Source organism: Promicromonospora sukumoe (assembly GCF_014137995.1).
Classification (GTDB): domain Bacteria; phylum Actinomycetota; class Actinomycetes; order Actinomycetales; family Cellulomonadaceae; genus Promicromonospora; species Promicromonospora sukumoe.
Genome location: NZ_JACGWV010000001.1, coordinates 13,739 through 35,523, shown reverse-complemented (window position 1 = coordinate 35,523; position 21,785 = coordinate 13,739). Strand labels below are relative to the sequence as shown.

Here is a 21,785-nt window from a genome sequence, read left to right as displayed (position 1 = left end):
ATTCGTTCATGGATGCCGTGAACCGGGCAATCGTCGGAGAGCTGCTGCGCGACGGTCGTGCCACGTACCAGGAGGTCGGCAGCGTGGTGGGGCTGTCGGCGCCCGCCGTGAAGCGGCGGGTCGACCTCATGCTGGCCCGCGGGGAGATCGCGGGCTTCACCGTGCGCGTGGACCCGCAGGCGATGGGCTGGATCCTGGAGGGCTACGTCGAGATCTTCTGCTCCGGGATCGTCTCCCCCAAGGTGCTGGAGCGCGACTTCGCGCCCATCCCGGAGGTGGTGCGCGTCTCGACCGTGACCGGCGACGCCGACGCGATGGTGCACGTCATGGCCACGAGCATGGAGGAGATCGAGCGCACCGTGGAGCGCATCCGGACGGTCACCCACGTGGTCAAGACGCGCACGGCGCTGGTGATGTCGCGGGTGGTCGACCGGCCCGGGGCGTGAGCCGCGCGGCTTAGGCTGTCCTCACCAACGCTCCCCCACGGCACCGGAGGACGCCTCAGATGATCAGGACCGCTGTCTCGGACGACGTCGTCGGCTGGCTCGACGTGCTCGGCCCCCTCGCCTTCTACCTGGTCGTCTGGGGCCTGGTGTTCGTCGGCACGGCGTTCTTCGTCGGCGTCTTCATCCCGTTCCTGACGGGCGACGGGCTGCTGTTCGGCGCGGGGATCGTGGCCGGGAGCACGGACCGGATCGACATCTGGGTGCTCGCGATCGGCGTCGGCGTCGCCGCCGTGGCGGGCGACCAGGTCGCGTTCCTGCTGGGGCGCAAGTACGGGCGGCCGTACCTGAGCACCCGCAAGGGCCGCTGGGTGCAGGCCACCGTGGTGCGCACCGAACGGTTCTACGAGCTGTTCGGCTGGTGGTCCGTGGTGATCGGCCGGTACATGCCCTGGGCGCGCGTCTTCGTGCCGGTCATCGCGGGCATCGGCGGGATGTCCTACCTGCGGTTCCTGACGGCGAACATCTTCGGGGCGCTGAGCTGGGGCGTGCTCATCACGGTGCTCGGGTACTTCGCGGCGTCGGACCCGTCGGTGCGGCCCGTCGCGTACGTGGTGGCGGGCGTGGTCATCGCGGCGTCGGTGGTCGCGGGCATCCGCGCGTGGCGCCACGACCGGGCGGGCCGGCAGCCGGCCGAGGTCTCGCAGGGCGAGGTGTCGCAGGGCGAGTGACCGGGCGCGGCGCAGGTCCCGCCGCGCGGTCAACTGCTGGAGCCGGGCGATCAAACGGAGGGACCCTGGGACGTCCAGGGTGGGGGCATGAGCACGAGCACAACCACCACCGCGCGGCGCGACGCCGCCGCGACCCCGACGTCGGGCCGCCCCTCCTGGACGCCCGTCGTCGCCCTCTCCTTCGGGATCGCGATGGTGGTCCTCAGCGAGTTCCTGCCGGCGAGCGTGCTGCCCGCGCTGGCGGCCGACGTCGGCGTCAGCGAGGGGACGGCCGGGCTCGCGGTGGCCGCGACCGCCATCGCCGGGGCCTTCACGGCGCCGAGCATCGCGGTGCTGCTCCCCCGCGCCGACCGGCGCACGGTGCTCGTCGCGCTGCTCGTCGCGGCGGCGGTGTCCAACCTCGCGGTCGCACTCGCGCCGAGCTTCGCCGTGCTGCTGGTCGGCCGCCTGCTGCTCGGCGTCGCGCTCGCCGGGTACTGGTCGTTCGCGTTCGGCGCCGGCACCCGGGCCGTGCCCGGCAAGGACCACGTGGTCTCGTCCGCTCTCGCGTTCGGCACCAGCATCGCGACGGTGGTCGGCATCCCGCTGGCCTCCGTCGTGGGGGACGCCGTCGGCTGGCGGACGACGTTCGGCGGCGTCGCCGTCCTGACGGCGATCGGCGCCGTCGTGCTCGGCCTGACGCTGCCGTCCGTCCCGCCGCACCCGGCCGCGGGCCTGAAGATGCTCCGGGAGGCGCTGCGCAACCGGCGGCTCATGGCGGGCATCGCCTGCGTGGTGCTGGTGGCGTTCGCCAACTTCACGGCCTACCCGTACATCCGGATCGCGATCGAGCGCGTGGACCCCTCGACCACCACGTGGATGCTGCTGGCCTGGGGCATCGGCGGCACGGTGGGCACGGTGCTCGCCGGGGTGCTCGCGCGGTGGCTCCGCCCGCTGGCCGCCACGGCGCCGCTCGCCCTCGCGTTCGCCCTGGTGCTGGCGGCGTTCGCGACGACCGTGCCCGCGCTGGCCGTCGCGGTGGTGCTGTGGGGCTTCGCGATCAGCATGATGCCGGTGATCACGCAGCTCTGGGTCACCCGGGTCGAGTCGGAGCGGGCCGAGTCTGCGATGTCCTTGCAGGTCACCGCCTTCCAGGTGGCGATCACCGCGGGATCGTCCCTGGGTGGTGCGCTACTGGACGGGTACGGCGTCCGGCCGCTGATGCTGGTCGGGGCGGCCGCCGCGGTCGCGGCGGGGCTCGGCTGGGCGTTCCTGCGCGTACCGCGCACCTGACCCGCCGGGCGGGGCGGACGGGACCCAGGGCCGGGCCGGGCGCGGACGGGGCGGGGCGGGCGTCGTGATGGGAGCCTGGGCCCGGGGCGCCGACGTCGGCCCCGCCCGCCACGCGAGCGGCGAGAGGCCGTGCTCGGACGTGAACGCGCGGCTGAACGCGGCGACCGAGCCGTAACCCACCTCGAAGGCGACACGCGTGACCGGCAGGCACTGGTCGGTCAGGAGGGTGCGGGCCCGGTGCATGCGCACCTCCCGCAGCATCTCCATCGGGCTGTGCCCCGTGGCGCGGCGGAAGCGCTCGGTCAGAGCCGAGCGCGACAGGTGCACCAGAGCCGCCATCCGGTCGAGGGTCCACGCCTCGCCGGGCCGGTCCGCGAGCGCGGCGACGACGTCGGCGACCTGGGTATCGGCGGTGCCGTCCGCGGTCGCCGCGCCGCCCGCCTCCTGCCACAGCGCCGTCATCGCCGCGCCGACCAGGCCGGCGTAGCTCGCGGCGAACGGGGCGGGGCTGGAGATCGCGTCCAGCGGGCACGCGGTCACGAGCGCGACGACGCCACGCTGCCGCTGGTCGAACCGGCGCACGACCAGCGGGCTCGGCAGCGCCGCCGACGGGACGGCCGGCCGCAGGTCGCCGTGCACCAGGTCGGTCTCGGCGTCGGCCGTGAGGCGGTGCGCCGTCCGGGCGTCGACGAGCACGGCGTCGCCGGCGAGCACCCGGTGCCGGGCCCCGGCGGTCTCGAGCGTCACGGCGCCGGCCAGCACGACGGCCCACAGGGCACCCGCCCCGGACCGCGTCGCACCGGCGGACAACCGCTCGCGCGTCAGCGCCGTCATCTCCCAGTCCATACGAGACGGAGCCATCTGGACGCGCCGGCTATTCCCGGGGCCGCCCGAGCGGGGTGCTGACATACTGCCGATCACCCGGCCGCGCCCCGCGCCGGGACCAGGGACTCGAAGGACACCACCTTGCTGATCGCCGGACTTGTGCTCGCTGGCCTCGCGGCACTCATCCACGTCTACATCTTCTACCTGGAGTCGTTCGCCTGGACCGAGAAGCGCACCCTCGCGACCTTCGGGATGACGGCGGAGGAGGCCGAGGTGACCAAGCCGCTCGCGCTGAACCAGGGGTACTACAACCTGTTCCTCGCGATCGTCACGGCGGTCGGCATCGTGCTGACGGCGGCCGGGTCGACGGCGGCGGGCGCAGCCCTCGTGCTGGCCGGCGCGGGCTCGATGGTCGCGGCGTCGCTGGTCCTGCTGATCTCGGACCCGAGCAAGAGCAGCGCCGCCCTCAAGCAGGGCGTCGTCCCGCTGCTGGGCGTGATCGCGCTGGTCGTCGGCCTGCTGGTCTGAGGTTCTGAGGGTCCGAGACGGGGACGACGGCCTCAGGCCGTCACGTCCATCCGCTGCGTACCCAGCACGGCCAACAGGCGCAGGGCCTCCTCGGACGACGACCCCGGGTCGGCCGTGTAGATCACCATCTGCTGGTCGCGGTCGGCGACGGCGAGCACGTCGCAGTTGACGGTGACCGGGCCGACGAGCGGGTGCCGGAACGTCTTGCGCAGCACCGGCGGGACCTGCACGTCCTCGGCGGCCCACAGCCGGGCGAACCGCTCGCTGCCGCGCAGCAGCTCGTCCAGCAGCGCGGCCAGCTCGGGGTCGCCGGGGTAGCGCGCCAGCACGGCGCGCAGCCGGCTGGCCGAGGCCTGCTGGAACTCGTCGACGTCGGACACCCCGAACAGCCGGCGCCCGGGCTCGTCGTCGGAAAGGAAGGCGCGGCGCAGCAGGTTGCGCTCGCGCCGCGGCGTCGCGGAGAAGTCCTCCATCAGCGCCGCCGCGAGGTCGTTCCAGGCGAGCACCTCGGCCGCGGCCGACGTCACGAACGCCGCCGAGTGCGGCAGCCGGTGCAGGAGGTCCAGGATGCTCTGCCGCACCTCGCGCGGCGGGCCGGGCGGAAGGGCCTGCGACACTCCCGCGAGCTCGTGCAGGTGGTCGCGCTCGGCGTCGGACAGGCGCAGCGCCCGGACCAGCCCGGACAGCACCTCGCGCGACGGGTGCGGGCCGCGGGCCTGTTCGAGGCGCGTGTAGTACTCGGTCGAGATGAAGGCGAGCTGGGCCGCCTCCTCGCGGCGCAGCCCCGGCGTCCGACGCCGCTGCCCTGCGGGCAGACCGACGTCGGCCGGCGCGATGCGCTCACGGCGGGAGCGCAGGAACGTGGCGAGACCGGCTCTGTCCATACCCCGAGTATGGGCAGGCGGCCCGCCCGTAGCCAGGTACCCGCGATGCCTGGATAGCCCTCGGGGCCCGGCGCAGGCTCGTCGGCATGAGCGCATCGACCACACAAGCAACCACCACGACGACCGGCCTGCTCGACGGCAAGGTCGCCTTCATCACCGGGGCCGGGCGGGGCATCGGCGCCGCCGCGGCCCGCCTGTTCGCCCGGGAGGGCGCCGCGGTGTTCCTCGCGGCCCGCACGGAGTCGCAGCTCCAGGCCGTGACCGAGGAGGTCCGGGCGGCAGGCGGTACCGCGGAGTACGCGGTGACCGACCTCGCCGACGCCGACAGCGTGCGCGGCGCCGTCGACCGGGTCGTCGAGCGCTACGGCCGCCTCGACGTCGCCTTCAACAACGGCGCCACGTTCACGCCTCCGGCCCCCGTCGACCAGGTCTCCGAGGCCGACTTCGACCACCTCTACGCGGTGAACCTGCGCGGGCCGTGGCTGTCGATGGCCGCCGAGATCGCGGCGATCCGGGCGACCGCGGGCCGGGGCGCGATCGTCAACAACACCAGCGTCGGCAGCCTGCGGGCCAACCCCGTGCTGCCCGCCTACGGCGCGATGAAGCGGGGCGTGAACAGCCTCACCGAGTCCGCCGCCGTGACCTACGGGCCGGAGGGCATCCGGGTCAACGCCGTCTCCCCCGGCGGCACCCTGACCGAGATGATCCGCACCTGGGAGGAGCACACGCCCGGGCTGATGGAGCAGCTCGCCCCGGGCGTCCCGCTGCGACGCGCGGCGCAGCCGGAGGAGATCGCCGAGGCCGCGGCCTGGCTGCTCAGCGACCGTGCGTCCTACGTGACGGGCGCGGTGCTCCAGGTCGACGGGGGTGCGGGGGCCTGATCCCTTTTCCGGTCGGGGCGCGGGCTCCTGACCCGTCGTCCGGCCTGGGCGCGCGGCCCGGCCCGGGCGCGCTCCGGTCAGGGCGCGCTCCGGAGCCGGCGGAGGGACCGCGAGTCCTCGAAGCCCACTGTGCGGGCCGCCGCCTCGACGGTGGCGCCCTGCCCGATGAGGTGCTCGGCGCGCTCGCGCCGCAGGAGCTGCTGGTAGCGCAGGGGCGTCACACCGGTGGCCCGGGTGAACGCCCTGGTCAGCGTGCGCTCGGCGACGCCGGTCCGGGCCGCCAGGTCGGCGAGCGGCAGGGTCCGCGCGAAGTGCTCGTCGATGTGGTCCTGGGCCCGGTGGACCGTGTCGTCGACGTGCGAGCGGTGGCGCAGCATCGCGCTGGCCTGCGGCTCCGCCCCGTTCCGGCGGGCGTAGACGACCATCTCGCGGGCCACCCGGGCGGCGACCGCAGGCCCATGGCGCATGGCGAGCAGGTGCAGCGACAGGTCGATGCCGCTGGCGATCCCGGCGGAGGTGACCACGCCGTCGTCCGTGGTGAACAGGACGTCGCGCACCACGTGCGCCCGCGGGTGCCGGGCGGCGAGCGCGTCCTGGACGGCGTGGTGCGTGGTGCAGCGACGGCCGTCGAGCAGGCCCGCCTGACCGAGGGCGTCCGCGCCCGCGCAGATGCTGGCGACAGTACCGCCGCGCGCGTGGTGCTCCCGCAGCCGCTCGCGCGTGCGCTCGGTCAGGTGGGGCCAGGCGCCCGGGTCGCCGCCCACGCGCCACCCGGGGACGACGACGAGGTCATCCGGACCGAGTGCTGGCCAGTCCGTACCCACGAGCAGCGGGAGGCCCTGCGCCGAGGCGACCACACCGGCGTCGGGCCGGAGGCCTCCGGCGTTTCGGGGGCCGACGGCGTTCCCGGAGGCGATGTCGCTCCGGGGGCCGGAGCCGCGGGGGGCGCCGTCGCCCGGGGCGCCGTCGCCCGGGGCGCCGGACACGTACCGCAGGTCGTAGTGGTGGCCGAGGTCCCCGGCCGTGAAGAACGCCTGCGCGGGGCCCGCCAGGTCGAGCAGGTGGACCCCGGGCAGGAGCAGGAAGACGACGGTGGTCACGCCGTCGATGCTGCCACCCCGGCCTGCCCGACGGCGCGCCCGGCGTCCTCCGCCGCCAGCTCGGCGACGGTCGCGATGCGCGCGAACCGGTCACGGAGCACCGTCTCGGTGCGTTCCAGGATCTCGGCCGCGGTGAACCGGCCCAGGGGGTCGGTCGTGGTCGCGTCGCTGACGAAGGTGACGTCGTAGCCGAGGTCCGAGGCGACGCGCGTGGTGGTCTCGACGCACTGCTCGGCGCGGATGCCGCAGACGCGCAGCTCGCGCACGCCGTGGGTGGTCAGGATCTGCTGGAGGTTGGTGGTGGTGAACGCGTTGTGCGAGGTCTTGTGCAGCAGGGGCTCGCCGGGCAGCGGCTCGCTGAGCTTCTCGAACAGGCGGACGTGGCCGGTCGCGGGGTCGAACGGGTTGCCCGAGCCCGGCTCGGTGTGCAGCACCCGGATCACGAGGTCGCCGGCCGCGCGGGCGAGCTCGACGAGGCGGTTGACGGGCTCCGCGACGCCGGGGTTGAGGGTGTCGGCCCACAGCGGCCGCACCCGGAACGACTCCTGGACGTCGATGACGATCAGCGCTCTGCTCATGCCCTCAGTCTGGTGCGTGACACGGGCGGGCGGGAGGCTGCATCAGGTCGCGGGGCGGACGGATCTGGTCACCCTTGAAGGGCCTTCCGCGAGACCGGCGGCCGGGGTTGTCCACAGATCTGGATCTGGGGATGCCGACCCCAACCATCGAACGTATATTCGATGCATGAAGCGTTGAACAGGCTCTTTCATGGATGAGGAGGCAGCATGCAATCCGTGGTCGTTGGTTCCACCGCCGTCGAGCGAATCGTCCAGCAAGCCCTCGTCGCCAACCCTCCGAGCCTGCCAGGCACGACGACGGCGTCCACGCTGTGCTGGAGCGCCCAGCCCCTGGACGGAGAGGGCGCGCTGCCGAGGGCGACGGTGACCTGGCCGGCTCACGGGGACGCCACGCGTCCCACGACGACCCATCCCGTCGGCGAACCGGCCGGGCGGGTCGGCGCTGCCGTGGACGCTGCTGCGCCCGCCGCGCTGCCCGACCTGGCCGAGCTGCCCGTCGGGGCACGTCTGGTCGCGGCGCTGACCGCGGTCGAGGTAGCGGACACCGATGACGCCGACCTGGTCGATGTCGCGGCCCGGTGGCAGGACCTCATCTCCTGGGCCACCGCCATGCAGTCACGCGCCACCGGCGAAATCGCCCGACGACGCGGATGGACCACCGAGCACAACGCCGCAGCAGCCGAGATCAGCGCCCGCCTCCACATCCCCCAGACCGACGCGAACAAGCTCATGGCCCGCGGCACCGGCCTCGCCGAACACCCCCAGGTCATGAACGCCCTCCACCACGCCACCATCGACACCACCAAAGCCGACATCCTCCTGCGCGCCGGCAACCCCCTGACCACCGAGGAACGCGACCAAGCCATCACCCGCTACCTGCCCCAAGCCCCCGACCACACCCGCAGGTGGCTGCGCGACAAGATGAACCAGCACGCCACCCACCTGCACGGCACCACCGAAGTGGCCAAGCACGCCACCACCCGCCGGGCCGTGTTCCTGGACCCCGCCGACAACTCCATGGCCTGGATCACCGCCAACCTGCCCGCCACCGACGCCACCACCGTCTGGGACGCCATCGAACAAGCCGCCCACGCCCTACGCCGCACCCCCGGCACCACCCGCACCCTGCCCCAAGCCCGCGCCGACGCCCTCGTCGCCCTCGCAACCGGCCGCATCATCGCCCCACCGCTACCCGAATGCGCCCCCGACGAGCCCAGCACCACGCCGGACACGGACAACCAATCCATGCCCCGCATTACGGTGCCCGCCACCGGATGCACCTGCGGCGGCTGCACCTGCGGCGGAACCACGATCCGCGTCATCACCGTCAAGCCCCAGATCCGGGTCACCGTCCCCGCCACCATGCTCCTCGGCCTGGACAACACGCCCGGCCACCTGGACGGATACGGCCCCATCCCCGCCGAGACCACTGCCCGCATCGCCACCGACGCGACCTGGCAGCGCCTGCTCACCGACCCGACCACCGGCATCCTGACCGACTACTCCACCACCACCTACCAACCCGGCAAGATCCTGCGGCAGGCAGTCGTCGCCCGGGACCAGACCTGCTGCTTCCCCCAGTGCGACCGACCCGCCCGCCACACCGACCTCGACCACATCCAGCCCTACGACCACCAGCTCAACCCCACCCACCAACCACCCGGGACCCCCGGACAGACCCGCGCCACCAACCTGCAACCACTGTGCCGCGGCCACCATCTCGCCAAGACGCACCACGGCTGGGACGTCACCCGCGACCCCGACACCGGCACCACCACCTGGATTGCACCCACCGGACACACCCACACCCGACCACCCACCCAAACCAGCCCCGTCCCCGTCCCCGACCACGGGGACAGCACGGAGCGCACGGACGCCACCCGCGACACGCACGCCACCGACTGCACCGTCACTGCTCACTGCACCGACCCCGGTGACCGCACGGACGCCACCCACCACGCGGACGCCTCCGACAGCACCAACACCGCTCACCGCACCGACCCCACTGACCACAGGCACGCCGACACCGACGACACCGACGACACCGACATCACGAGCCTCGCCGAGGACGTGCGCCAGCTCCTCGGACGGCGTGCCCCGAACGGCCGAGCCAGCACCCGGTCCACTTCGGCCGCAAACGTCGCACCCGGCGCTGCCGGAGCACACCGGCCCGACCCTGGGGAGCCAACGTTCTGATCACCCAGGTCACGATGCGGAGCGACTGCCGCCAAACGAACGGAGACCTGGCGCAGCACCGGCACCGGCACCGGCACCGGCACCGGCACCGGCAGATCATCACGGCCTCCCAGCACCAGAGCACCCAACCTGGTGTTTCGCGGACGGGGCCAACGGGCAGAGCAGTGACCAAGGGGGCACACAAGGAGGGCGCCCGACCGAGCGCATGCCAAAACCAGGAACCCAGGAACCCAACCGGGTGTTCGAGCGGCCGGGACCAACAGGCAGAGCCGTGACCAAGCGGGCGCACAAGCAGGTCACGCGAGCGGACGCATGAGCAACCCTGGTGAACGGTCAGCCAGCCGACCGGGTCCGTCGATCGGGACCCGCAGCCAAGTCCAGCGATCAGGACCGGAAACCCGCCCCAGCGATCAGGACCGGCAGCCCGCTCCAGCGATCATGACCAGCAACGCGGCCCAGCCATCAGAACCGGCACCCCGGGCCCACGGCGTCCGCATCGCCCGGACACCACCCACACATCCACCCAGACCGGTCAGGCCGTAAACGCCCCAACGTTCCGGCGCACCCAGTCCTCGAAACTGTGCGCCGGACGCCCCAGCACACTCTCGATGTCGGGGCTGACCTGCTGCTCCTGCGGCGTCGGCGAGCCGAGGATCGCGAGCGTGCCGTCGACCACCGGCTCCGGCATGTACGCGAGCATCGCGGCACGCGCCTGGTCCCGGGTCTGCTCGACGAAGGCGACCGGCATGCCGAGCACCCGGGCGAGCACCTCGGTCCGGTCCCGCGGCGAGACCGGGGCGGGACCGGTCAGCGTGTAGCTCCGGCCGGCATGACCGTCGTCGGCCAGGGCGGCGGCCGCGACCTCCGCCAGGTCGAGCGGGTCGACGGCCGGCAGCGCGACGTCGCCGAACGGGGCGTGGACGGTCCGTCCCGACCGGACCGTCGGGACCCAGGCGAGCGCGTTGCTGGCGAAGTCGGCGGGTCGCAGCAGCGTCCACTCCAGACCCGAACCCTGCACCCGCTTCTCCAGCTCGGCGAGCGGGCCGTGCGAGGCGGACCCAGCGCGGGTGACGGCGCCCAGCGAGGACAGCAGGACGAGCCGCCGCACCCCGGCCTCGGCGGCGATGCCGATGATCCGTTGGGTGTCCAGGTGCTCTCCCGAGCCCGGCACCAGCAGGAACAGGGCGTCCGCTCCGTCGACGGCGGCGCGCAGGCTTCCCAGTTCCGCCAGGTCGGCGCTCACCCCTCGGACCAGCGGGCTGTCGAGCGGGGCGGTCCCCGCGCGAGAGACGGCGGTGACGTCCTGGCCGCGCCGGGCGAGCTCGGCGACCAGCGGCCGGCCGATGTTCCCCGTGGCTCCGGTGACGACGATCATGAGTGCTCCTTATCGGTGGGACACGGCCCCGAACCGAGGCCGGACGGCCCCTGCGGCCGCCGTGCCGCCGACGTTACGAGCGTCAGTACAGTAGGTTCCCTCAGGAAAGTATTGGAGCCCGCCATGCCGAACGCGACGCCCGCCAGGCGACCCGGACCCAGCACCTGGTGCCCGCAGCCCGAGGACGACCCGGCCACCGCGTGCCCCATCTCGCCGGTCGTCGACCTCGTGTTCAGCCGCTGGACGACGCCGATCCTGTGGGTGCTGCAGGCGCACGGGACCCAGCGCTTCGTCGAGCTGGAGCGGCGCATCGGGGTCACCCCGAAGGTGCTGACCCAGCGCCTGCGCCAGCTCGAACGCGACGGCCTGGTCCAGCGGCGGATCTACGCGGAGGTCCCGCCGCGCGTGGAGTACGAGATCACGGAGCTGGGCAGCAGCCTGCAGGCGGTCTTCGCGGCGCTGGGCGAGTGGGGCGACGCGCACATGGACGACGTCGAGCGCTCGCGCGCCGACTACACGGGCCCGCTCCCCCGCTAGCCGAGGCCGACCCGGGATCAGGGTGATCGGCAAAAGGTCAGGTGATCGGCAGCCCGAGCTACCGATCACCTGACCTTCTACCGATCACCCGAACCCCGCGGACGCCGGCCCCGCGGGAATCAGCGCGTCAGGCCTGCACGAACTTCAGCAGCACCTCGTTGACCTCGGCCGCGTGGGTCCAGAGCAGGCCGTGCGGCGCGCCCTCGATCTCGACGTACTCCGCCTCCGGGAACGCGGCGTGGAAGGCGCGGCCCGTGGCGTCGATCGGCAGGATGTTGTCCTTGGTCCCGTGCAGGATCAGGGACGGCTTGCCAGCGGCACGGACGGCCTCGACGTCGGTCCGGAAGTCCTCGATCCAGGACGAGACCACGGCGTACGCGGCGACCGGCGCGCTGCCCGTCGCGGTGTTCCAGCTCGCCGTGACGGCCTCCTGGCTGATGCGCGAGCCGAGGTTCTCGTCCAGGTTGTAGAAGTCCTGGTAGAAGTTCGTGAACCAGGCGAAGCGGTCGGAGCGGGCCGCCTCCTCGATGCCGTCGAAGACGGACTGCGGAACGCCGTTCGGGTTGTCGTCGGCCGCCACGAGGAACGGCTCCAGCGACGCGAGGAACGCGAGCTTGGCGACACGCTCGGCGCCGTGGTTCTTCACGTAGCGGGCGAGCTCGCCGGTACCCATCGAGAAGCCGACGAGGATGACGTCGCGCAGGTCGAGGGTGTTCAGCACGGTGTCCAGGTCGGCGGCGAACGTGTCGTAGTCGTACCCGGCACCGACCTTGCTCGACTTGCCGAACCCGCGGCGGTCGTAGGTGATGACGCGGTAGCCGGCGGCGATCAGCTCACGCGACTGACGCTCCCAGCTGTTGCCGTCCAGCGGGTAGCCGTGGATCAGCACCACCGGCTGCCCGGAGCCGTGGTCCTCGTAGTACAGCTCCGTGGGGGTGCTGTTCTCGTTGCCGACCGTGATGAAACCCATGATCCGTTCCCTTCTCGATCCCAGCGGAGAACGTTCGTTCTCCGCCCACATCCGCTACAGTAGAGAACGAACGTTCTCCGCGCAAGTCGTGCGGGACACAAGACGGGGTGAGATCTGATGCTGGACGAGAAGACGGCTCGAGAGGCCGTGGTCCTGGCCGCCGACGAGCTGTTCTACGCGCGCGGCGTCCAGGCCGTGGGCATGGACGCGGTGCGGACGTCCGCGGGCGTCTCCCTCAAGCGGATCTACTCGCTCTTCGCCTCGAAGGACGAGCTGATCGTCGCCGTCCTGCAGCACCGCACGTCGGTCTGGGACAGCGGGCTCGCGTCCACCTCCGAGCGCGCGACGACGGCCCGCGAGCGTATCCTGGTGATCTTCGACTTCCTCGACGCGTGGTTCCGCGAGCCGGACTTCCGCGGGTGCGCGTTCATCAACACGCACGGCGAGCTGGGCGCGGCGTCGACCGCCGTCGCGGACGCCGTCCGCGAGCAGAAGCGCACCTTCCAGGAGTACGTCACGCGCCTGGTGGCCGACGCCGGAGGGCCGCCGGCCCTGGCCCCGCAGCTCGCCATCCTGGCCGAGGGCGCGCAGACCACGGCGGCCATCGCGGGCACGCCGGACGCCGCGCACCACGCGCGCGCCGCCGCGGAGACCCTGCTCGACGCGGCAGGGGTGGTGGGATCATGAGCGACATGACGACCGACGAGTCCGAGAACGGCACGCGCGAGGCCAAGGCCAGCGCCGTACCGGCAGCGCACGACGCCGACGACTTCGCGTTCCGCTGGGCGTACGGCAACCCGGAGGCGCCGTTCACCATCGTGGAGTTCGGCGACTTCGAGTGCCCCTACTGCGGCGCGGCCAAGCCGGTGCTGCACGAGCTCATCAAGGCGTCGGACGGCCAGGTCCGCCTGGTCTGGCGCCACTTCCCGCTGTTCGAGCCGCACCCGTACGCCCTCACCGCGGCGCTGGCCGCCGAGGCGGCGGGCCACCAGGGCGCGTTCTGGCCGATGGCGGGCCTGCTCTTCAAGAACCAGGACAGCCTCGACGACGCGTCGATCCTCCGCTACGGCGACCAGCTCGGCCTGGACACGAGCACCCTGGTGGGCGACCCGGCCCAGAAGTTCGCCGAGGCCGTGCGCACCGACTACCAGGACGGCATCGACGCGGGCGTGCACGGCACGCCGACCCTGTTCGTCAACGGCGAGCCGTACCTGGGCGACGTCACGGTCACCGACCTGCGGGACACGATGGGACTGTCGCGCAAGCGCAGCCGGTTCGGCCGCTAGGACCCCGAGAACGGTGCCGGCCGGCGGCGAGACCGCCGGCCGCACCGGGTCCTCGCCGGAGTATCGTGAGAGGTGGACGAGCCCCCGACGCCTCTGCCCGGGACCATCCTGAACCTTCTTGCGGAGCGTTCCGATGAACCCCTCGGCCTGGATCCTGATCCTGATCATCGTTCTTGTCCTGATCCTTCTCGCGACGGCCGTCAAGGTCGTCAAGCAGTACGAGAAGGGCGTGCTCTTCCGGTTCGGCCGGCTCAAGGGGACCCGCGAGCCGGGCCTTCGGGTCATCATCCCGGTGGTCGACGTGCTGCACCGGATCTCCCTGCGGATCGTCACCATGCCGATCCAGTCCCAGGGCATCATCACCAAGGACAACGTCAGCGTCGACGTGGCCGCCGTCGCCTACTTCCGGGTGGTCGACGCCGTGAAGTCCGTCATCGAGATCGAGAACGTCACCGCGGCCATCAACCAGATCGCCCAGACCACGCTGCGCAACGTCGTCGGGCAGCACGCGCTGGACGAGATCCTGGCGGAGACCGACCGGATCAACGAGGGCATCCGCCTGATCCTCGATCGCACGACCACCGAGTGGGGCCTGCAGATCACGCTGGTCGAGCTCAGGGACATCCAGCTCCCCGAGACCATGAAGCGGGCCATGGCACGTCAGGCCGAGGCCGAGCGGGAGAAGCGCTCGAAGATCATCAACGCCGAGGGCGAGCGCCTCGCCGCCTCGAAGCTGGGCGACGCCTCCGACGTCATGATGGCGCACCCGCTGGCGCTGCAGCTGCGCAACCTGCAGACGCTGGTCGAGCTCGGTGTCGACAAGAACACCACGGTCGTGTTCCCCGCGCCGCTGATGAGCACCATCGGCGAGCTCGGTACCTTCCTGGCCCGCGAGCAGGCGGCCGCAGCGGCGAACGCACCGGCCGGCGGCGGCGACGGCACCGACGGCACCAGGGCACGCGCGCAGGGGTAGCACCCGGGGTGCGCGCCAGAAGGCTCACGCCGGCGGGCGCCACGCCCCCTCGGGAAGCGGCGGCGGGCCCGCGGCCTCGTGCGGCGAGCACAGCGGCAGCCGGTCGCCGAAGTACCGCAGGATCAGGGCGCCGATGATGCCGGACAGCAGCGAGCCGACCAGGATGCCGACCTTGGCCTCGTTGATCAGGGCCTCGTCGTCGAAGGCGAGCTCGCTGACGAACAGCGCGATGGTGAAGCCGATGCCGCAGAGGAACGCGCCGCCCGCGAGGTGCCCGTAGCGCACCCGGCCCGGCAGCGTGCCCAGCCCGGTCACCAGCGCGACCATGGCGCCGAGGAACACACCGATCCCCTTGCCCAGCACCAGGCCGACCAGCACGCCGAGGGTCACGGGGCTGGACAGGGCGGCGTCGATCGACTCGCCGGAGAGCACCACACCGGCGTTGGCCAGGCCGAACACCGGCACGACGACGTAGGAGCTCAGCGGGTGCAGGGCGTCGAGCAGCCGGTCGCTCGTCGGGACGGCGGACTGCGCCGCGCGCACGGCGAGCCGCGACCGGGTGGGGTCGAGCTCCTCCATGAGCGCGCGGCCGTAGAACCCGAAGTGGAGGCGCGCCTCGTCGTCGTTGCCGTGCCGCGCCGTCGGGACCGCGAGGCCCACGACGACGCCCGCGAGCGTCGGGTGCAGCCCGGACTCCAGGACCACGACCCACAGGACCGCGCCCACGATCAGGTACGGCGCGATCTGCCAGACGCCGATCCAGCGCATCGCGAACAGCACCACGGCCAGCACGGCCGCGAGCACGAGCGCGCCCATCACCAGCGCGTCGGAGTAGAAGATGCCGAGCAGCGCGATGGCGCCGATGTCGTCGAAGATCGCGAGCGTCAGCAGGAAGATGCGGAGCTGGTCCGGACACCGGGGCCCGACCAGCGCGAGCACGCCGATCACGAACGCCGTGTCCGTGGACATCGGCAGGCCCCAGCCAGAGGCGTCGGGCCCGGACGGGTTGATCAGCAGGTAGATGCCGATCGGCACCACGAGCCCGCCGATCGCGCCGAACAGCGGCACGGACGCGGCGCGGAAGCTGCGCAGCTCACCGACCGTCAGCTCGCGGTTGACCTCGACGCCGACGACGAGGAAGAAGACCGCCATGAGGAAGTCGTTGACCCAGTGGTGCAGCGAGAGGTGCAGCTCCCAGGTGCCGACCGTGAGGTTGACCGGCGTCTCCCACAGGGCGTCGTACGAGCCGAACGACACGTTCGCCCAGACCAGGGCGATGGCGGACGCCGCGAGCAGCAGCGTCGCTCCCCCGCCCTCGGTCGCGAAGTAGCTGCGCAGCCCTGGGGACAACCGCGGGTACGGGAGGACGACTCGCGGCCGGGGACCCGGCCGGGTGGGTACTCCGGTGGGGATCCGGTCTGTCACGGTTCAAGGATAGGAGACGACGCAACCATCAGCCGATCCTCCGGGTCGCGGCGAGGGTTCCGAGCAGGGACAGCGCCTCCGCCGCGGGCGAGCCGGCCGGCGCGTGGTAGACCACGAGCTCCTGCCCGGGCGCGCCGCGCACCTCGAAGACGTGCACGCGCAGCTCCAGGTAGCCGACCTCGGGGTGCTGGAACCGCTTGGCGGCCAGCCGCTTGCCCCGCGCGTCGCTCCGGTCCCACAGCGCCGCGAAGTCCGGGCTCTTCACGCGCAGCTCGTCGACCACGGAGCGGATCGCCGGGTTGCCCGGCGTCAGCCCGTCCGCGAGGCGGAGCCCGGCCACGGTGTTCTCGGCGACGTCGGACCAGTCGGGGTAGAAGGCGCGCGACCGCGGGTCCAGGAACACGGTACGGGTCAGGTTGCGGGAGAACGGGAACCCGCCGAAGAGGGCCTCGCCGAGGGCGTTGCTCGCCAGCACGTCGTACGCCCGCCCGAGCACGAGCGCCGGGCTGCCGGCCCACGAGAGCATCAGCTCCAGCAGCGAGTCGTCGACCTCCTCCACCGGGGCCGGCGGCACGGGCCGCGGGCTCAGACCGGCGAGGCGGTACAGGTGCTGCCGGCCGTCGTCGTCCAGGCGCAGCACCTCCCCGAGCGAGTCGAGCACCTGCGGGGAGGGGCTCACCTCGCGGCCCTGCTCCAGCCGCACGTAGTAGTCCACGCTCACGCCGGTCAGCATCGCCACCTCCTCGCGGCGCAGCCCGGCGACCCGACGTCGCCCGTAGACGGGCAGCCCGAGCGCCTCCGGTGACAGCCGGTCGCGCCGGCCGCGCAGGTAGTCGCCGAGCGGGGAGGAGGTCATGCCCCGACGGTACGGCGCCCGACGTCGCCCGACCAGGGTGTGTCGCACCCAGGAGGACGGCGTCCTTCCGGGCCGCCCGGCCCCGTCCGAGGCTGGAGCCATGACAACGACAGACACACCCAAGGTGATCCTGGTGACCGGCGCGAGCAGCGGCATCGGCGAGGCCACGGCCGTCCGGCTCGCGGCGGAGGGGCACGACGTCGTCCTCGGCGCGCGCCGGACCGACCGCCTCGACGCCGTCGTGCAGAAGATCCGGGCCGACGGCGGCCGGGCCCGCGCCGTGAGCCTCGACGTGACCGACGCCGACGCCGTCCGCGCAGCCGTCGACGCCGTCGTGGCGGAGCACGGCCGCGTCGACGTGATCGTGAACAACGCCGGCGTCATGCCGCTGTCCCGGCTCGACGCCCTGCTGCTGGACGAGTGGGACCGCATGATCGACGTCAACGTGCGCGGCCTGCTGCACGGCATCGCCGCGGTGCTGCCGCACTTCAGGCGGCAGGGCGGCGGGCACGTCGTGACCGTCGCCTCGGTCGGCGCGCACGAGGTCTACCCGACGTCGGCCGTGTACTCGGCCACGAAGTTCGCCGCCTGGGCGATCACCGAGGGCCTGCGCCTGGAGTCCGACCCGGGCATCCGGGCCACCACCATCACGCCCGGCACCGTCGAGAGCGAGCTCGCCGACCACATCACCGACGCCGGGGCGGCCGAGTACATGACGACGTTCCGCCGCAACCTGATCCCGGCCGACGCCGTCGCGCGCGCCATCTCGTTCGCGCTGGCCCAGCCCGCGGAGGTGGACGTCAACGAGATCGTGGTCCGCCCGTCGGCCCAGCGCTGACCCAGCGCTGGGCCGACCCGTCACAGCCTCGTCACGGCCCCGTCGTCAGGTACGTGACCTGGCGCGACGAGTTCACCGTCTCCCCCGTGTTGTTGATGACCCGCCGGATCGTGCCCACCCCGCCCAGCGACACGGTGACCATGTTGTGGAACCGCACCCCGGACCGGACCGGCACCTCGAAGGCCCGCGCGTTCGCGACCGCCGGGTTCACGTTGAAGAACGCGTAGCTGCCGAGCCCCCAGGCCTGGTGGTCGGTCACGGCGTCGGCCACCTTGTACGCCGCCCAGCCCTCGGTGGAACCGTTCATGTACGCGGCCTGGTTCGGCGGGTCGTAGGGCATCTCGTTCTGGTAGAAGTACGTGCGCCCGCGTTCGCCGTTCCAGATGGTCTGGTACTGCTGGTAGTGCTCGACGAACAACCCGTACATGGACACGTCGTCGCCGTTCACGATCAGTCCGTTGCGGCCGGTGTTGATGTTCCAGCCCACCGTGCCGCCGTTGCCGTGGTCGGCGCGCCAGATCCACGCGTGGTCGCCGATCACGTCGTCGCTGTTGACCTCCATGCTCACCACGGCCTTGCCGGCGACCGAGCCGCCGACCCGGATGAACACGTCGGACAGCACCGTCGGGTTGGCCGCGTGGTCGGCGGACGAGCCGGCCGGGCCCACCTGCAGCAGCACGTTCGAGCCGCCGGTCCCGGCGTCGAACATGATGCCGGCGAGGCGCACGCCGTCGACGTCGGCCACCCGCATGGCGTCGATGCCGCCCTGCGGCACGAAGGTGGCGAGGCCCAGCCCGAGGACCACCGTGTCCGCGCGGTTGACCTGGAGCGTCTGGTTGATCTGGTAGGTGCCCGGCGTGACGAGCAGGTGCTTGCCGGCGGCGAGCGCCGTGTTCATGCTGGCCGCGGAGTCGCCGGGCCGCACCACGTGGAAGTCGCCGATCGGCAGGGAGCGCCCGGCGGGGTTCCCACCGCCCCAGGTGGTACCGACCGACCCGGACCGCACGGCCGGGACGAACACCCGGTAGGAGCCGTTGTCGTCGACGTACAGGTACGGCTTCTCGGCGACCTTCGGGGTCGCGGCGATGGTCGTGTAGGGCGGGTTCGGGAAGCTGTTCGACGGCGCCCCCGTGCTGCCCACGAACACCTGGTTCCAGTTGGAGCCGGTCCAGCTCCCCATGGCGGAGTTGCGGGTGAGGAACTGCTGCTGGGTGCCGGAGTTGATCTGGCCGTCGACCTTCGAGTCGGCGATGAACCCGCCCGACGACCAGCCGCCGTCCGACAGTGCGAGGTTGCCGCGCAGGTGCATGCGCCGGTAGGGCGCGGCCTGGGAGACGGACCAGCGGTCGTTGCCGTCGGAGGGTGTCACGGACAGACCCTCGGCGGAGCGCCAGAAGTTCTGCGTGGCGTTCTGCGAGCCGTCCGGCCACCAGTCGGCCTCGACGTGCACGTGGCCGTTGATGTTCACGTCGTCGGGCACGAGGCCCAGGCCGGCGACCTGCGTGAAGAAGCCGACGTTGGCGTCGACGTCGTAGGAGCCCGGGTAGAACAGCATGGCGTGGCGCTGGGGGCCGAACTGGTTGGTCTCCTGCGCGTCGAAGACGCTGTTCAGCTTGGCCTGGACCGCGGAGTCGGACATCGAGGTGTCGAAGACGGCCACGTTCGGGCCGAGGTCCGGGTTGGCCGGGTCCGGGAGCACGGCGTCCGGGTCGGGCCCGGGCACGGAGCCCCCGTTGTGCGTCCACTTCTGGTTGGCGGCGCCGGTGCAGGTCCAGAGCTGCACCTTGGTCCCGTTGGCGGTCGCGCCGCCGGTGACGTCGAGGCACTTGTTCGCGGCCTGGTTGACCAGGTCGCCGGCCGCGGTCAGGGTCCACCGCTGGCTCGCCAGCGAGGAGTAGCAGTCCCAGAGGTGGACGACGGCGCCGTTCGCCGTCAAACCGTCGGCGACGTCGAGGCACTTGCCGCGCCCGCGCACGGAGCCGTCGTCGGCGAAGGTCCAGGTCTGATTGGCGTTGTTCGCCGTGCAGTCCCAGACCTGGGGCCGGTTGCCGTTGGCCGTGGACCCCTCGGTGACGTCGAGGCAGCGGCCGCTGGCCGAGCCGACGATCGTGCCGGTGGAGGCGGCGACGGCGCCCGGTGACGCGACCACCCCCAGCAGGCCAGCGAGCAGGACGGCGCTGAGTGCGCCGACCGCCTTCCGAACAGGTGACATGGCAGCCTCCGGCAGGGTAGGGCGCCGCGTCGTCGCGGCGGCCCCTCACCCTACCGATCCACTTACTAACCTGTCAGTAGGTAAAACCCCGTATCAGCGCCGCCGGGGCAGCGGCTTGGGCTCGACCGGGTCCGGGTTCGCGTCCGTCGCGTCGGGCGCGCTCGCCGGGACCGTCGCGGCCGGGGCCATGACGGCGGCCAGCTCGCTCTCGTCCGCCGTCGCGCGGCAGTAGACCCGCTTGCCGGGGCCCTTGCACAGCTCGTGCAGGCCGGCGGCGAACGCGTGCAGGTCCTCGGGCTCCGCCCGGCGGAACCGGCGGGAGAGCGACCAGTGCTTGACCACGTCGTCCAGCGTGGTGGGTCGCACCATGCCGAACAGCGTCACCAGATGGTTGGACAGCCGGATCAGCAGCCGGGCGCCGTCGGGGCTCTCGGCGACGAGCTGCGCGCTGCGCAGGCCGTCGTCGCCCCGGGGGCCGCCGAGCAGCCGCTCGAGCTGGCCCAGCACGGAAGCGGGGTCGACCACGTGGGATGCCACGGCTCCGTCGATCTCGCCACCATCGATGGTCAGGGCAGCCGTCTCGTCGTCCGGGGCTGCGAAATACTCGAACCTCATGGGCGCATCTTTCCGCATCCCAGGGGGTGCTCGGTGCCACTTGTCATGGGAGAGATGTCACGGGACAAGTCAGGCGAACCGGTCAGGGTTCATGAAGCCCACGTCGCCGTAGGTCTGCTCGCCGACGGCGATCTGCGCCAGCAGCTCGCCCACGCCCGCGACGTGCTTGAACCCGTGCCCGCTGTCGCCGCCCGCCATGACCAGGCGCGGGTCGCCGCCGGGACGGCCCACGAGGAACTGCTCGTCCGGCGAGTTGGTGATCATGCACGGGATCGCCTTGACCGGGACCGGGTCCACCTGCGGGAACGCGGCCGCGACCGTCTCGGCCAGGCGGTCGACGTCGGTGCGCGGGTGGATGTACCGGTCGAGCTCGTCGGGGTCCGTGTCGTCGTGCCCGTGGTCGCTCAGCCCGATCTTGATGTGGAAGCCGTCGCCGCTCCCGTGGCCCCACAGGCCGCGCCCGTCGGCGAGCTCGTAGATGAACGACGGGAACGCCGACAGGTCGAATGCCTGCTCCGCGTCGGTCTTCGGGGCGAACCAGTACAGCGGGGTGCGGCGCGGCCGCAGCGGCAGCCCGGGCAGCAGCTTCGCGTTCCAGGCGCCGGCGGCGACCACGGCCTGGGCGGCCTCGAACACGGCGGTCGGCGTGGTCACGCGTACCCCGCCGTCCACGAGCTCGACCGCCGTCACGCGCGTGCCGGGATACACCTCGGCGCCGGCCTCGACGGCGGCCCGGACCTGCGCCTTCACGTTGCGCTCGGGGAAGCACAGGCCGCCCTCGGGGTCGAACACGGCGACGGTCTCGTCGTCGTACGCGGCGTACTGCGGGTACCGGCGCACCAGCTCGTCGTGCGACAGGCGGTCGAGCTCGACGCCGGCCGCCGCGGCCGCCGCCGTCGTGCCCTCGATCACGCGTGAGCCCGGGCCGCCCACGTTCAGGCAGCCGGTCTGCTCCACGTACGACTCGCCGTACCGCTCCCCCAGCTCCGTCCACAGGTCCAGCGACCGGCGCGCCACCGCGGCGAGCCCGGGGTGCTCCATGCAGGCGACCCGGAACAGCCGGGTCAGGCCGTGCGAGGAGCCCAGGTTGTGCCCGACGTCGAACCGGTCGATCCCGGCCACGGACACGCCGCGCTCGGCGAGCCGCCAGAGCGCCGCGCTCCCGAACCCGCCCAGGCCGACGACGACGACATCTGAGGTCATGGTGTTCACGCGCCCACGCTAACCCGGCCCACCGACACCGCGGCCGGGCCGTCCACA

Annotated in this window: 22 protein-coding genes; 11 read left to right on the top strand and 11 right to left on the bottom strand. The window is 72.5% G+C overall.

The features are described from left to right. Positions 1-8: 8 nt before the first annotated feature. From FHX71_RS00180 to FHX71_RS00170, 3 genes are all read left to right on the top strand, one after another. Positions 9-446 carry an Lrp/AsnC family transcriptional regulator gene (locus tag FHX71_RS00180; protein WP_182613883.1) on the top strand — a complete coding sequence of 146 codons (438 nt, stop codon included), beginning with the start codon at positions 9-11 and terminating at the stop codon, positions 444-446. Positions 447-505: 59 nt separating this feature from the next. Further along, a complete protein-coding gene (locus FHX71_RS00175) occupies positions 506-1,174 on the top strand; it encodes a DedA family protein (protein WP_182613882.1) in 669 nt (222 codons plus the stop codon). An 87-nt stretch (positions 1,175-1,261) separates the two neighbouring features. Beyond that, positions 1,262-2,446, top strand: coding sequence for an MFS transporter (locus tag FHX71_RS00170; RefSeq protein ID WP_182613881.1), 1,185 nt, complete (start codon positions 1,262-1,264; stop codon positions 2,444-2,446). On the opposite strand, the gene FHX71_RS00165 is transcribed toward FHX71_RS00170, so the two are convergent. Beyond that, the gene (locus FHX71_RS00165; RefSeq protein WP_182613880.1) at positions 2,345-3,280 is read right to left on the bottom strand and encodes an AraC family transcriptional regulator; all 936 of its coding nucleotides are present in this window, start codon (positions 3,278-3,280) and stop codon (positions 2,345-2,347) included. The two genes, FHX71_RS00170 and FHX71_RS00165, sit on opposite strands and share 102 nt — an antisense overlap. Before the next feature lie 132 nt (positions 3,281-3,412). Between FHX71_RS00165 and FHX71_RS00160 the strand changes: the two genes are divergently transcribed. Continuing rightward, positions 3,413-3,799 carry a DUF1304 domain-containing protein gene (locus tag FHX71_RS00160; RefSeq protein WP_182613879.1) on the top strand — a complete coding sequence of 129 codons (387 nt, stop codon included), beginning with the start codon at positions 3,413-3,415 and terminating at the stop codon, positions 3,797-3,799. 32 nt (positions 3,800-3,831) lie between these two features. On the opposite strand, the gene FHX71_RS00155 is transcribed toward FHX71_RS00160, so the two are convergent. After that, the gene (locus FHX71_RS00155) at positions 3,832-4,683 is read right to left on the bottom strand and encodes a helix-turn-helix transcriptional regulator (RefSeq protein ID WP_182613878.1); all 852 of its coding nucleotides are present in this window, start codon (positions 4,681-4,683) and stop codon (positions 3,832-3,834) included. A gap of 86 nt (positions 4,684-4,769) precedes the next feature. On the opposite strand from FHX71_RS00155, the gene FHX71_RS00150 reads away from it, so the two are divergent. Beyond that, positions 4,770-5,564, top strand: a complete 795-nt coding sequence (locus tag FHX71_RS00150) for an SDR family NAD(P)-dependent oxidoreductase (protein WP_182613877.1) — start codon at positions 4,770-4,772, stop codon at positions 5,562-5,564. A 77-nt stretch (positions 5,565-5,641) separates the two neighbouring features. Here FHX71_RS00150 and FHX71_RS00145 read toward each other — a convergent pair whose 3' ends face one another. Together FHX71_RS00145 and FHX71_RS00140 are read right to left on the bottom strand one after the other, a co-directional pair. Beyond that, entirely contained in the window at positions 5,642-6,664 is a 1,023-nt protein-coding gene (locus tag FHX71_RS00145; protein WP_182613876.1) for a GlxA family transcriptional regulator, read from the bottom strand. Next, entirely contained in the window at positions 6,661-7,242 is a 582-nt protein-coding gene (locus FHX71_RS00140) for a cysteine hydrolase family protein (RefSeq protein ID WP_182613875.1), read from the bottom strand. The genes FHX71_RS00145 and FHX71_RS00140 overlap by 4 nt, the downstream gene beginning before the upstream one ends. A gap of 207 nt (positions 7,243-7,449) precedes the next feature. Here FHX71_RS00140 and FHX71_RS00135 point away from each other — a divergent pair, with 207 nt between their 5' ends. Then, on the top strand, positions 7,450-9,438 hold the full coding sequence (locus FHX71_RS00135; protein ID WP_182613874.1) for an HNH endonuclease: 1,989 nt from the start codon (positions 7,450-7,452) through the stop codon (positions 9,436-9,438). 532 nt (positions 9,439-9,970) lie between these two features. Here FHX71_RS00135 and FHX71_RS00130 read toward each other — a convergent pair. Next, positions 9,971-10,813, bottom strand: coding sequence for an NAD(P)H-binding protein (locus tag FHX71_RS00130; protein WP_182613873.1), 843 nt, complete (start codon positions 10,811-10,813; stop codon positions 9,971-9,973). A 123-nt stretch (positions 10,814-10,936) separates the two neighbouring features. Between FHX71_RS00130 and FHX71_RS00125 the strand changes: the two genes are divergently transcribed. Then, the gene (locus tag FHX71_RS00125) at positions 10,937-11,350 is read left to right on the top strand and encodes a winged helix-turn-helix transcriptional regulator (RefSeq protein WP_182613872.1); all 414 of its coding nucleotides are present in this window, start codon (positions 10,937-10,939) and stop codon (positions 11,348-11,350) included. A gap of 127 nt (positions 11,351-11,477) precedes the next feature. On the opposite strand, the gene FHX71_RS00120 is transcribed toward FHX71_RS00125, so the two are convergent. Beyond that, positions 11,478-12,320, bottom strand: coding sequence for an alpha/beta fold hydrolase (locus tag FHX71_RS00120; RefSeq protein WP_182613871.1), 843 nt, complete (start codon positions 12,318-12,320; stop codon positions 11,478-11,480). Positions 12,321-12,437: 117 nt separating this feature from the next. Between FHX71_RS00120 and FHX71_RS00115 the strand changes: the two genes are divergently transcribed. The 3 genes from FHX71_RS00115 to FHX71_RS00105 all read left to right on the top strand — a co-directional run bounded on the left by FHX71_RS00115 (position 12,438) and on the right by FHX71_RS00105 (position 14,579). Continuing rightward, positions 12,438-13,007, top strand: a complete 570-nt coding sequence (locus FHX71_RS00115; RefSeq protein ID WP_182613870.1) for a TetR/AcrR family transcriptional regulator — start codon at positions 12,438-12,440, stop codon at positions 13,005-13,007. Continuing rightward, positions 13,004-13,606: a DsbA family protein gene (locus tag FHX71_RS00110; RefSeq protein WP_182613869.1), complete on the top strand. Its 603-nt coding sequence runs from the start codon at positions 13,004-13,006 to the stop codon at positions 13,604-13,606. Before FHX71_RS00115 ends, FHX71_RS00110 begins: the two co-directional genes overlap by 4 nt. Positions 13,607-13,739: 133 nt before the next feature. Then, a complete protein-coding gene (locus FHX71_RS00105) occupies positions 13,740-14,579 on the top strand; it encodes a slipin family protein (protein WP_182613868.1) in 840 nt (279 codons plus the stop codon). A 24-nt stretch (positions 14,580-14,603) separates the two neighbouring features. On the opposite strand, the gene nhaA is transcribed toward FHX71_RS00105, so the two are convergent. Both nhaA and FHX71_RS00095 read right to left on the bottom strand, forming a co-directional pair. Beyond that, on the bottom strand, positions 14,604-16,004 hold the full coding sequence (gene nhaA / locus FHX71_RS00100; RefSeq protein ID WP_312876867.1) for a Na+/H+ antiporter NhaA: 1,401 nt from the start codon (positions 16,002-16,004) through the stop codon (positions 14,604-14,606). Positions 16,005-16,032: 28 nt separating this feature from the next. Continuing rightward, entirely contained in the window at positions 16,033-16,860 is an 828-nt protein-coding gene (locus FHX71_RS00095; RefSeq protein WP_182613867.1) for a helix-turn-helix transcriptional regulator, read from the bottom strand. 100 nt (positions 16,861-16,960) lie between these two features. Between FHX71_RS00095 and FHX71_RS00090 the strand changes: the two genes are divergently transcribed. After that, entirely contained in the window at positions 16,961-17,698 is a 738-nt protein-coding gene (locus tag FHX71_RS00090; protein WP_182613866.1) for an SDR family oxidoreductase, read from the top strand. Between the two features lie 31 nt (positions 17,699-17,729). On the opposite strand, the gene FHX71_RS00085 is transcribed toward FHX71_RS00090, so the two are convergent. The 3 genes from FHX71_RS00085 to solA form a co-directional block, all read right to left on the bottom strand. Then, positions 17,730-19,910, bottom strand: coding sequence for an RICIN domain-containing protein (locus tag FHX71_RS00085; RefSeq protein WP_182613865.1), 2,181 nt, complete (start codon positions 19,908-19,910; stop codon positions 17,730-17,732). Positions 19,911-20,003: 93 nt separating this feature from the next. Further along, the gene (locus tag FHX71_RS00080) at positions 20,004-20,525 is read right to left on the bottom strand and encodes a hypothetical protein (RefSeq protein WP_182613864.1); all 522 of its coding nucleotides are present in this window, start codon (positions 20,523-20,525) and stop codon (positions 20,004-20,006) included. A gap of 69 nt (positions 20,526-20,594) precedes the next feature. Next, positions 20,595-21,728, bottom strand: coding sequence for an N-methyl-L-tryptophan oxidase (solA, locus tag FHX71_RS00075; protein ID WP_220489713.1), 1,134 nt, complete (start codon positions 21,726-21,728; stop codon positions 20,595-20,597). Positions 21,729-21,785 lie beyond the last annotated feature (57 nt).